A 12,013-nucleotide genomic window follows, 5' to 3' on the forward strand; every position below is an offset into this window, starting at 1 on the left:
GGCCGATGAGGTCGGCGACCCCGAAATCCACACACGCATCGACGCCTACGAGATGGCGTACCGGATGCAGACCTCCGTGCCGGACCTGACCGACCTGTCCGATGAGCCCGATGCCGTATTCGAGCTGTACGGGCCGGAATCCCGCAAACCCGGCAGCTACGCGGCCAACTGCCTGCTCTCCCGCCGGCTGATCGAACGCGGCGTCCGCTTCGTGCAGCTCTTCCACCGCGGCTGGGACCAACATATTGCTATCCAGAAGCAGCTGCCGGCGCAATGTCGGGACGTCGACCAGGCCTCGGCGGCACTCGTCAAGGACCTCAAACGGCGCGGCTTGCTCGACGAAACACTGGTCGTCTGGGGCGGCGAATTCGGTCGCACCATCTTCAGCCAGGGCGCCCTAGGGCACGAGAACTCCGGCCGCGACCACCACGGGCGATGCTTCAGCATCTGGATGGCCGGCGGCGGCATCAAGCCCGGCATCGAGTACGGCGTCACGGACGACTTCGCGTACAACATCCTCGAAAACCCCGTCCACATCCGCGACCTCAACGCCACCATCCTGCACTGTATGGGCATCGACCACAACCGGCTCAGCTACTCGTTCCGGGGACTGGACCAGAAGCTCACCGGCGTCGAAGAGGCGCACGTCGTTCGAGACATTCTGGCCTGAGCGCCCGAGATCGCCCAGATATCACCATTCAATAACGTGTGTGGGGTTGCCGGCACGACACCGTAACAACGATCCTGTCGGGCGTACTGATTACCCATTCATCGGCAACATCCCAACAACTTCATGTGGCAAACCATCGTCGACTGGTTCTTCAGCCTCGGCCCCACATACGGCGTCAACCCGATCATCTTCGGCAGCATCTACGTGGGCGCCATCCCCTTTTTCACGCTGTGCATGGGCTGGCTGGTGCGTAACCTACGCGCGAAGAAACCCATCGTCCTGCCCACACTGCTCGCCGGCTTCTTTTTTATCTCGGCCTATCTATACTTATTGATCGTCGGTCACAACATCCCTCTGTGGGTCTATCTCTTCATCGCCGTGCTGGTAGGGTACGGAGCGTATTCGACCGTCCAGAAAATTCGCGGCCAGGCCGCCGAAAAATAAGCCCAACCTCCCATGTCCTATACCTACGACGTCATCGTCATCGGCGGCGGCGCCGCCGGCCTAACCGCCTCGGGCATCGCGGCCAATTTCGGCGCAAAAACTATGATGATCGAGCGCCACCGGCTGGGAGGCGACTGTACGTGGACGGGCTGTGTGCCCAGCAAGGCGATCCTCAAAGCGGCCAAAGTGGCCCACTACATCCGTGAAGCGGCCGCCTACGGCATCGTCGAGCAACCGCTCGAGGTCGATTTCGCGAAGGTGATCGGGCGCGTCCGCCACATCCGCGAGGAAGTCTACCAGGATGCCGATAGCCCCGAGATCTACGAAAAAATGGGGATCGACGTGCGTTCGGGCCAGGCCTCGTTTGTCGACGCCCATACGATCGAACTGGCGCATGAGGGGACGTCCGAGCGTTTCAGCGGCCGGTTCATCGTCATCGCCGCCGGCGCCAGCGCGTTTGTCCCGCCCATCGAAGGCCTGCAGGACGTGCCCTACCTCACCAACGAATCGCTCTTCGAGATCAACGAACTGCCAAAACGCCTCGCCATCGTCGGCGGCGGACCGATCGGCACCGAAATGTCTCAGGCGTTTGCGCGGCTTGGGTCGCAGGTGACGGTGATCGACCAGGGCCCGGTGATCATGAGTAAGGACGACCCCGAACTGGCCGGCATGCTCCAGCAGCATCTCCAGAACGAAGGCGTCCGCTATGTGATGAACGCCGGCGTGAAACGTGTATACCGTCAGAACGGCCACATCGCCATCGAGGCTGAAGTCGGCGGCAGAAGTACGACCATCGAGGCCGACGCGCTGCTGATGGCCACGGGACGCGCGGCGAATGTGGCCGGCCTCAACCTCGAGGCCGCCGACGTCAAATACACGAATCGCGGTATCCCGGTCAACGAAAGCGGGCGCACGAACGTGAAGCACATCTACGCCATCGGCGACATCGCCGGCCGCTACCAGTTCACCCACATGAGCGAGCACATGGCAAAGGTGGCCATGACGCGCATGCTGCTCAAGGTGCCGATGAAGATCGATATGAAACACGTGCCGTGGGTCACCTTCACCGAGCCCGAACTCGGCCATGTCGGCGCCACCCGGGAAGAGCTCAAAAAGAGGGGCGTCGCCTATGAAGAGTACCGGTTTCCCTACACCAAAGTGGACCGCGCCGTGACCGAGGGTGAGACTACCGGCCTCATCAAAGTGTATGCAAAAGCATTCAGCGGGAAAATTCTGGGGGTAGATATTCTGGGCATCAGCGCCGGCGAACTCATCGGCGAATACGCCGTCGCCATGCGCAACGGCATCTCCCTCCGCCAGATCGCCGACACCATCCACCCCTACCCCACCTACGCCCTCGGCGCCCGCCGCGCCGCCGACCAGTGGTACGTGCAAAAACAATCTGCCGGCTTCGTCAAACTCCTCCAGTTCCTGTTCCGGTACAAAGGGCAGGTGAATGCCTATGTACCCGGCACGGTGGTTTAAAGGCAAAAGGGTAAAGGGTAAAGGCAAAAGGGAAAAGGTAAAAGGTAAAAGAGTCGATTCCTTTACCTTTTACCTTTTCCCTTTTGCCTTTTGCCTTTACCCTTTTGCCTTTGCCGAAGGCCTCAGCGGCCGCATCACCACCTCCGAAATCAGGTAGTTGTCTGGCGTTTCGAGGAGGTGGATGAGGGTGGAAGCGAGGTCTTCTGGCTGCATCGGGTTGGGGGATCCGCTGGTGCCGGCGACGGCGCCGAAGGACGTGGCCACCGAGCCGGGATAAACGCAACTCACCTTGATGCCGTCGTCGCGGACTTCCTTCATGAGGGCCTCGCTGAAGCCACGTAGCCCGAACTTGGTCGCATTGTAGGCCCCGAGGTTCGCCGTGCCCAGCAGGCCGGCGACGGACGCGATGTTCACGATGTGTCCGCCGAAGCCTGTGTCGGTGTTTTGCCGCTTCATGGCAGGCAGCACCGCTCGCGTGCAAAGAAACACCCCGCGGAGGTTGGTCTCCATCTGGAGGTCCCACTCGGCCAGCGTCTGGGTCTCGATGGGCCCGAACTGGCCGAGGCCGGCGTTGTTGACGAGGACATCCACCCGCCCTTCCTCCTCGATGGCGTGGCCGATGGCTGTTTGCACCTGATCTTCCTCCCTGACGTCGCACACGACTGGATGGAACCGCTCGCCCAGCTCGGCCCGCAGCGCATCGAGCTTATCCGCCGAGCGCGCCAGGCCGTATACGATGGCGCCGCGGCCGACGAGGGCGCGCGAAAAATGCTCTCCGAGGCCAGCGCTGGCACCGGTGACGAGGGCGACTTTGTCGGGTAAATGCATGAGGGGTGGCTGGCTGGTGTGATGGGATGACTTGATGCTAAACGCCCCATCATCCGATTGGATCATTCCCCAAAATTGGCGTACGTTTGGGGCGCCATCCAATCATAAACGACGATATGCGCCTACTCTCGACGCTCCTCCTCGCCCTCAGCCTCGGCTTCTCCACCCACGCCGACGACCCGATCCTGGGCTTCAAGCCTGAAAACGTCGCCGGCCAGCGGGCACTCGAAACGGAATTCGATAGCCACATGGACGCGGCCAACCTAGACACGTGGATGAAAACGCTGACGTCGAGGCCGCATCATGTGGGCTCGCCGGGCAGCAAGGCCAACGCCGAATTCGTCGCCGCGAAGTTCAGGGAATGGGGATTCGATACGGAAATCGAGGTGTTCCACGTCCTCTTCCCGACCCCGAAGGAACGCCGGGTCGAACTAATCCTGAACGGCAAGACGGCCTACAGAGCAAAGCTCGATGAGCCGGCGGTGGCCGGCGACGCCTCCTCCGCCATCCGGAAAGACGTGCTCCCGCCCTACAACGCCTACTCGGCCGATGGGGATGTCACGGCAGAACTCGTGTACGTGAACTACGGCACGCAGGAGGACTACGAGGACTTGAAGGAGATGGGGATCGATGTCGCCGGCAAGATCGTCATCGCACGGTACGGCCGTTCCTGGCGCGGGATCAAACCCAAGCTGGCCGCCGACCACGGCGCCATCGGGTGTATCATCTACTCCGACCCCCGCGAGGACGGATTTTACCAGGGCGATGTCTACCCCGAAGGCGCGTTCCGGCCGGCGCTCGGCGTCCAGCGCGGTTCCGTGGCCGATATGCCGCTTTTCCCCGGCGATCCGCTGACCCCGGGCGTCGGCGCCAAAGAGGATACCGAGCGACTCTCGAGGGAGGAAGCGCCAACCCTGATGAAAATCCCCGTCCTCCCCATTTCGTACGAAGATGCGCAACCGCTGCTCGAAGCGCTCAGCGGCACGGTCGCCCCGGACCACTGGCGCGGTGCGCTGCCGTTTACCTACCACATCGGCCCCGGGCCGGCCACCGTGCACCTGAAGCTCGCCTTCAACTGGGATATCGTGCCGGCCTACAACGTGATCGCGCGCCTCCCGGGCAGCGTCTACCCGGACGAATGGGTCATCCGCGGCAACCACCGCGACGCCTGGGTGTTCGGCGCCGGCGACCCCGTCAGCGGCACTGTCGCCATGATGGAGGAGGCCCGCGCCATCGGCGAATTGGTCAAAACCGGCTGGGGTCCGAAACGCACCATCGTCTACGCCAGCTGGGACGCCGAGGAACCGGGGCTCCTCGGATCCACGGAATGGGTAGAGTACCACGCCGGCGACCTGCGGCAGAAAGCCGTCGCCTACATCAATTCGGACTCCAACGGCCGCGGATTCCTCGGCGTCGGCGGCTCCCACACGCTGGAGAAGTTCATCAATGAGGTCGGCCGCGAGGTGACGGACCCGCAGACCGGGGTCTCGGTAGACGCCCGGCTCCGCGCCCACATGCGCGCCAATGGCGACGACGAAGGCGCCCGCCGCGCCGATCTCCCCATCTCCCCCCTCGGCTCCGGTTCGGACTACACGCCGTTCCTCCAGCACCTGGGCATCGCATCGCTCAACATCGGCTACGGCGGGGAAGGCGGAGGCGGATCCTACCACTCCACCTACGACTCGTACGAGCACTACATCCGCTTCGGCGATCCGAAGCTCGCCTACGGCATCGCGCTGGCGCAGACCGCCGGCCGCGCCGCCCTCCGCCTCGCCAACGCCGACGCCCTGCCTTTTGCCTTCGGCAACTTCGTCGACCACGTAAAGCGCTACGCCGGCGAAGTGCAAGAACTTACGGACGACCTCCGCGCCGAAACCAACCGGATCAACCAGCGCGTGGAAGACGGCGTCTACGCCCTCTCGGCCGACCCGACGAAACACTCGGTGCCGCCCGTCGTCCGCGAGCCGGTGCCACACCTCAACTTCGCCCCCCTCATGAACGCCGTGGGCGAGCTCGAACGGCAAGCCGCTGCGTTCGACCGCATGCTCCAGGCCAGCGTCACGACCGATGCCCTGTCCGCCGACGAGCTCGCCGCGCTGAACCGGCTGATGATCGGAAGCGAACGCGCCATGACGGTAGACGAGGGCCTCCCACGCCGCTCCTGGTTCCGGCACCACATCTACGCCCCGGGCTTCTTCACGGGCTACGGCGTCAAAACGCTGCCGGGCGTCCGAGAAGCCATCGAAGAACGCCAGTGGGACGAGGCTACCGCCCAGATCGAACGCCTCGCCGGCGTGTTGTCAGGTGTGGCGGCGCTGCTCAAAGACGGGCGATAGTGGGGGTGTGGGGGTAGTACATCGGGCCGACGGTTTTATAGTCCGACATCTGCATCTCCATATCCATTTTCCGCACGCCGGCGCCAGGCTGGGGCTCCATCTCGATCGAGAAACGCATTTTACGGAGGACGTACTCCTCCGCGTCGATGTACAGCATGCCCTGGCCGTAGACCGTCTCGACATCGCCGTTGAGCGCGGGGCCAGCGCTCAACTCGTCCATTAACGCCCCGAGGTCGTCCACGCTAACGACAAAGGTCGAGACCCCATCCACATCTTCCTTACCTACATATTTCGAGGAAGGTGCCAGTTTTTCGAACATCATGGACGACATCGAGAGCATGTCCGGCGGCGCGCTGGACTCGGCGGCAGCGTTCATCATCTCGGCCATGCCGCCCTCGAAGACCGACTTTGAGCGGAAGGTCTCCTGGCCGTCCGTCTTTTCGTAATACGTCGTCATCATGTCAAAAGCGGCGAACGCGCCTTCCGGACGCACGACCATCTGCATGTCATCGATTTTTCCGATCGCCTCGAGGTAGCGGTCCGACACCTTTTTCAGGATGTCGGAAGCGGACTGCCCGCGTGACGGAGCGACGACAGTAAGTAGTAGCGCCAGAAAAAAGCCGGCGCGCTTCGAGATCAGGAGCATGAGATATACGTTGTATGTGATCATGTCAAAAACTGAAAAACGAACGTTCATGGTTAACGGATCCTTGCCACCGGGAGAAACACCAGCGCCCGAAGCCATCGTCGACCGGCTCGCGCCCTATTTGTCGGACCGCCGCAAGGCGCGCATCGAGCAGGTGGTGGCGGGGCGGACGGATACGGTGGCGACGGTCGTCGAGGGACTCATCAACCTGGGCAACGTCAGCGCCGTGATGCGTAGCGCCGAGGCGCTGGGTTTCCACCGGTTCCATATCGTGGAAGCCGCCGGCCGCTTCAAGAAGTCCGCCCGGACGACCCAGGGAGCGGATAAATGGCTGGATATCACCCGATGGGAGGATGCTGACGCCTGCGTGGCCGGCCTCCGCGCGGCAGGATACACGATCGTCGTCACCCACCTCTCGGACGACGCCGTCCCGATCGACGCCATCGACTTTACCCGAAAGACAGCGATCGTGCTCGGCAACGAACAACACGGCGTGAGTGAACGAATGCGCGCCCTGGCCGATACCTGCTGCATCATCCCCATGGCCGGCTTCACGCAGAGCTTCAACATCTCGGTGGCTGCCGCGGTGTCGCTGTACCATGCGTATCAGGACCGCCTGCGCCGGCAGGGATTTCATGGAGACCTTACCCCGGAGGACGTAGCCGCCCTCCGGGCGCGGTACTACCGTCTGAGCATTAAACACGCCGACGCCATCCTGGCCGGCTGAGCGGACGTTCGAACATCGCGCCGGCTGTCATGTAAAACGTTCCCTGAATACGGTACCCATGAAGGTGAAGAAGTAGGGAGTATGGGCGTGTCCGTAGATACGCTACGGCGTATCTACTCCCTCCCCCTATACTCCCAAACCCAGTCAACCTAGTCCTTATGCGCATCCATCGATTGCAAACCCTTCAGCGGTTGCCCATCACGGTCGACGAAGCGTGGGAGTTTTTCTCGTCCCCCAAAAACCTGCGCCAGATCACGCCGCACTGGTTGGATTTCCGGATTACCAACGAGCCGCCTGACGAAATACACGCCGGCACGATCCTGGGTTATCAGATCCGACCCCTCCCCGGCATCCCTGTTCAGTGGGTCACCGAGATCACGCACGTTCGGAAGCCGCATTTTTTTGTAGATGAGCAGCGCTTCGGACCGTTTAAGTTGTGGCACCACGAGCATTCCTTCCGGCCCCACCTCGGGGGAGGCGTTGAAGTGGAGGATATCGTCCAATATGGCCTGTATCTCGGGCCCATCGGCTCGCTCGTGCACGATTTTTACGTTCGTAAACGACTCCACGACATTTTTATGTATCGGGCGCAAGTGCTCGAGCAGCGGTTCGGTCGCTTCGAGCCCGAGCCTCGCGGAGAACAGCGGAAGCCGAAGCCAGTCGCCAGCGAGCCGATGATGGAGCCGCGCCCCGCCGGCCCCAAGAACGCATCGCATAAACCTGCCAGCCAGGCGCCGGTGCCCGGCCAGATCACACTCAAGGACATCTACGGGGAATGAAGGAATCGGACAGCCTCGCGTCCCATTTCAGCCGGCACATCGCCTGGACCAGCGATCACCCGATTGGCCTCCGGGTCGTGTCCGCCGAGGGGCCGTTTCTGTACCTGTCGGATGGCCGGCGGATCATCGACCTCATCAGCGGTATCGCCGTCTCCTCTCTCGGTCACCGTCACCCGAGCGTCACCGCGGCCATTCACGACCAGGTGGATCGTTATCTCCACGTGATGGTGTATGGCGAGTTCATCCAGGAACCCCAGGTGCGCTTCGCCCGCCGGCTCGCCGAACAGCTGCCGCCCCAACTCCAGGTCGTCTACTACACCATGACCGGCACCGAGGCCAATGAGGGCGCCCTCAAACTGGCCAAAAAAGCCACCGGGCGCACCCGTCTTTTCGCCTTCGACCGGTCGTACCACGGCGACACCCATGGCTCTCTCTCCGTCACCGGCCGGAACGTGTACCGTGACCCTTTTCTACCGCTACTCCCGAACGTCACGTTCCTCCCGTTCGACGACATCGACGCCCTTCGCACGATCGACACGACCACGGCCTGCGTCATCGTCGAACCCATCCAGGGGGAAGGGGGTATCCGCGTGCCCTCGACGGCCTGGATGCTGGCGCTCCGCCGGCGCTGCACCGACACCGGCGCACTCCTCATCTTCGACGAAATCCAGACCGGCTTCGGCCGCACCGGAACACTCTTCGCCTTCGAGCAATTCGGGGTCGTGCCGGATGTGCTCACCCTCGCCAAAGCCATGGGCGGCGGCATGCCGCTGGGTGCATTCGTCGCCAGCGCGGATCTCATGGCGACCTTCCGTAACGATCCGCCCCTGAGCCACGTTACTACCTTCGGCGGCCACCCGGTGTCGTGCGCGGCCGCCGGCGCGGCGCTCGATGTGCTGCTCGCTCACAACCTGCCGGCCCGGGCCGTCGCCCTCGAACGACACATCCGGGAACGACTTGTGCATCCGCTCATTCGAGAGGTGCGCGGACGCGGCGCCATGCTCGGCATGGAGATCGTCGACGCCGCCACGACCGCGCGCGCCGTCCAGTACGGTCTGGACCACGGGGTGCTCCTGGGCTGGACGCTACACGCAGACTCCCTCGTGCGTATCGCCCCCCCGCTTACCATACCCTTCGATGTGCTCGAGCAGGCGCTGGACACCATCCTGGAGGCCCTCGACCATGCTCTGCCCGATTCGACTCAATCGCCGTAACGCATGACCCAGTTCATAGCCCAGACCCCTTTTCATGACCCCCGTTCATGACCCCGTAGATGACCCTGTTATGACCCTACACAGATCACCCCTTGCCGTCCTCCTGCTGCTCGCGATCCTCGCCGCCGGCTGCGTCAGCTCCCAGAAACAGTACGAACGCGCCATCGGCCTCGAGGAACGAGGCCAATATGCCGAAGCCGCCAATTATTACCTTCAGGTGCTGCGCCGGGAATCGGACCGCGCGGAGGCGAGGCAGGGGCTCGAACGGGTCGGCGGCATCGCGATGAATAATCACTTTTCCCGGGCCGGCGAACAAGAATCCCGGGGTGAGTTCGATGCCGCGATGAGTTCGCTGGACGCTATGCGCACCCTCCACGAGGATGCCCGCGATGTCGGCGTTCAACTCACATTGCCGGCCGACTACGAGGGGTATCGCGAGCAACTGAGCATCGCCGCCATCCGCGCCATCATCCAGAGCGGCGAACGCGCCGAAGAAGCCGGCAACTGGCAGGAAGCCCTCACCATTTACGAAGGTGTCCAGAGCCGCTTCGAACTGCCTGTCCAGCAGGATGAAGAAGTACTCCTCGCCCGCGCCCGCGTCCACGTCCGCTGGGGCCAACAGGAGATGCAACGCGCCTACTACCGCGTCGCCTTCGACCAGGGCGCCGCCGTCATCGCGCTCCTGGGGGCCAACCATCCCCGTGTCCAGCAGGGCATCGACCTCCAAGAGGAAGCCGTGCGGCTCGGCACCCGCGAGATCGCCGTCCTCCCCCTTTACCCCACCACGGAAGCCGAGGAGACGGCGCCGTCCGGCATCGTCAGCGCCCTGAACGACCAGCTCATCTTCGATTTCTGGGGAGAGCCCCCCCTCTTCCTCCGCCTGTCAGACCCTGTCGAAGTGCGCCGCGAGCTGCGCCGGCTGCGGTACGACACTCAGGTCGTAACCCGCTCCGAAGCGTCTGAGATCGGCCGCGCGGTCGAGGCGGACCTCGTGGTCGTGGGCGAAATCGTCCGCCTCCAGTTCGAGGAATCGCGCGTCCGCGAACGCACGCGCACAGCCCGCACCCGCGGTAACGCGCCAGTGGATACCACCTACATCGAGAAGAGCTTCACCTACCGCCTCGTCGCCGAAATCGCGATCAGCATCGTCGACGCCGACACGCGCCGCGAGGTGGACACGGCAACGATTACGACCGATGTGACGCAGGCCTTGACGCGAGGCGTCTACGCCGGCGACTATCAGGATCTTGACCTGACTCGCGAGGAACGTGAACGGTTCGACGAAGAAGAACTCGCCGAAATTGAACGGGACATGGAGGACGATTTACTTGACAAGCTTGCGCCGCGTGTCGCCGACCGTATATTCGAGGGACTGCTCAAGCAAATCAAGTAAGTTCAAGGGTTCAGGTTCAAGGTTTAGGGAGGTCTCCGAAAAAACGCATTGAACATCGACCATTGAGCTTTATACACGGCTTCCGTACACGCGAACCCATGAAATGGCTTAAAGACGTCCTACTGGATATCGCGGTCACGGTACTGATCGTACTCGCGACGTCGGGTGTATTGCCGTGGGCGCAGTGGCTTGTGTTTATCTACACGCCTTTTATGCTGGCGATCAAGGCCCTCGCCTTTTTCGGCGGCGGTCTCGGTCAGATCACCCGCCAGCGTAAGGGCGCCGAGGAAGCCCCGCCCGCCCTTTTCTTTCATGCCCTGTACGCCATCAATCTGTCGCTCCTCGCCCTGAACGGCTGGTGGATCACCGCCGGCCAGTGGGCGCTCATCTGGCTCCTTTCCTCTCTCGTCGAGCGCCGCGGTGGATGACTCGCCCGGTTGCCTCGCATGCTCACTAACTACTTCACCCTGCGCGCCCTGGCCACCGAGTGGGCCCGTTTGTTCCCCGGCGGCCTGCTGAAGGATGCCTACTCGCAATCCAAAGACGAGTGCACCCTCGCCATGGCCACGCCGGAGCACGCGTGGATGCTGCGCATCTCCACTCGCCGTTCGTTCCCGTATATTTTCCGCACCGACGGCTATAACCGAGCCCGCCGGAATGTCGCGACACGGTTTGCCGGAGCGCTCGACCAGGCTGTCATTGGCGTCCGCCTCGCCGATAGGGACCGCGTGATATACCTCGATCTCGCGGATGGTCGCGCCTTTCAGATCCTCCTCTTCGGCCCTCGCGCCAATGTACTCCTTGTGGATCCGGATGGGGTGATCGAGGAAGCCTTTCAGCGTAACGCCGCACTCGCCGGCTGCCCGACTCCCGTCCCGGAAGCGGCACCGTCCGTCGACACGTTCGAGGCTTTTGAAGGCCGCTGGCCACAGGCCGAACCCGACCTCGCACGCGCCCTGAGCCGCGCCATGCCGCTGTTCGATCGCGACCTGGCGCGTGAAACGCTCCACCGCGCCGGCTGCGACGCGCCGGCCACAATCGACATCGCGGCCCGGCAACGCCTGTACAGCCAGGCACGCGCCCTCGAAGCCGATCTCGCTACGCCGCAGCCCACCGTATACTGGCAGGACGATGCGCCCGCGGCGTTCACCCTCCTCCCGATGAACGCCTATGGGTCGCTCCGAGCCGAGGCGTTCGAATCCACGGATCGTGCAGTGGCCGTGTTTGTTCGCCGGCGTCTGGCCCTCGACCAGTTCCTTCAGGCCTACACGCCCCTCGAACGTGAACTGGAGCAGGCGGTGTCGCATTACCGGCAAAGCAGCGAACGAATGCTCGAAGCGCTCGCACGTGAAAGCCGCGCCGATCGCTACGAGCACTGGGCTCATCTCCTCATGGCCCAGCCCACGCCCACAGCGAGCGGAGCCGAAACCCTTACAGTGCCCGACCTGTTCGCCGACCAGCAACCCGTGACCGTCCCGCTCACCCCGGAAC

Annotated in this window: 12 protein-coding genes; 10 read left to right on the forward strand and 2 right to left on the reverse strand. The window is 63.1% G+C overall.

All coding sequences use genetic code 11. From position 1 onward, the window contains the following. From SH809_16385 to SH809_16395, 3 genes are all read left to right on the forward strand, one after another. Positions 1-670 (forward strand): DUF1501 domain-containing protein (locus SH809_16385; protein ID MDZ4701291.1); only part of this gene is annotated, 670 nt, incomplete at its 5' end. Between the two features lie 123 nt (positions 671-793). Then, positions 794-1,114, forward strand: coding sequence for a hypothetical protein (locus SH809_16390; protein MDZ4701292.1), 321 nt, complete (start codon positions 794-796; stop codon positions 1,112-1,114). A gap of 12 nt (positions 1,115-1,126) precedes the next feature. Next, on the forward strand, positions 1,127-2,599 hold the full coding sequence (locus SH809_16395) for an FAD-dependent oxidoreductase (protein ID MDZ4701293.1): 1,473 nt from the start codon (positions 1,127-1,129) through the stop codon (positions 2,597-2,599). 96 nt (positions 2,600-2,695) lie between these two features. Here the strand turns inward: SH809_16395 and SH809_16400 are convergent, their stop codons facing one another. Next, positions 2,696-3,427 (reverse strand): SDR family NAD(P)-dependent oxidoreductase, encoded by a 732-nt coding sequence (locus SH809_16400; protein ID MDZ4701294.1) that lies wholly within the window; start codon positions 3,425-3,427, stop codon positions 2,696-2,698. Between the two features lie 116 nt (positions 3,428-3,543). Between SH809_16400 and SH809_16405 the strand changes: the two genes are divergently transcribed. Further along, entirely contained in the window at positions 3,544-5,763 is a 2,220-nt protein-coding gene (locus SH809_16405; GenBank protein ID MDZ4701295.1) for a M28 family metallopeptidase, read from the forward strand. Here SH809_16405 and SH809_16410 read toward each other — a convergent pair. Then, positions 5,747-6,433: a hypothetical protein gene (locus tag SH809_16410; GenBank protein ID MDZ4701296.1), complete on the reverse strand. Its 687-nt coding sequence runs from the start codon at positions 6,431-6,433 to the stop codon at positions 5,747-5,749. The genes SH809_16405 and SH809_16410 overlap by 17 nt on opposite strands. A gap of 25 nt (positions 6,434-6,458) precedes the next feature. Between SH809_16410 and SH809_16415 the strand changes: the two genes are divergently transcribed. From SH809_16415 to SH809_16440, 6 genes are all read left to right on the forward strand, one after another. Then, entirely contained in the window at positions 6,459-7,136 is a 678-nt protein-coding gene (locus SH809_16415; GenBank protein ID MDZ4701297.1) for an RNA methyltransferase, read from the forward strand. A 158-nt stretch (positions 7,137-7,294) separates the two neighbouring features. Further along, entirely contained in the window at positions 7,295-7,915 is a 621-nt protein-coding gene (locus SH809_16420) for an SRPBCC family protein (protein ID MDZ4701298.1), read from the forward strand. Then, entirely contained in the window at positions 7,912-9,129 is a 1,218-nt protein-coding gene (locus tag SH809_16425; protein MDZ4701299.1) for an aspartate aminotransferase family protein, read from the forward strand. Before SH809_16420 ends, SH809_16425 begins: the two co-directional genes overlap by 4 nt. Positions 9,130-9,199: 70 nt before the next feature. Then, positions 9,200-10,522, forward strand: coding sequence for a hypothetical protein (locus tag SH809_16430; GenBank protein ID MDZ4701300.1), 1,323 nt, complete (start codon positions 9,200-9,202; stop codon positions 10,520-10,522). Between the two features lie 98 nt (positions 10,523-10,620). Next, complete coding sequence (locus SH809_16435; GenBank protein MDZ4701301.1) at positions 10,621-10,950, forward strand: hypothetical protein; 330 nt, start codon at positions 10,621-10,623, stop codon at positions 10,948-10,950. A gap of 18 nt (positions 10,951-10,968) precedes the next feature. Beyond that, positions 10,969-12,013: NFACT family protein (locus SH809_16440; GenBank protein ID MDZ4701302.1), on the forward strand; the 1,045-nt coding region annotated here is incomplete at its 3' end.

This window comes from Rhodothermales bacterium, from assembly GCA_034439735.1.
Classification (GTDB): domain Bacteria; phylum Bacteroidota; class Rhodothermia; order Rhodothermales; family JAHQVL01; genus JAWKNW01.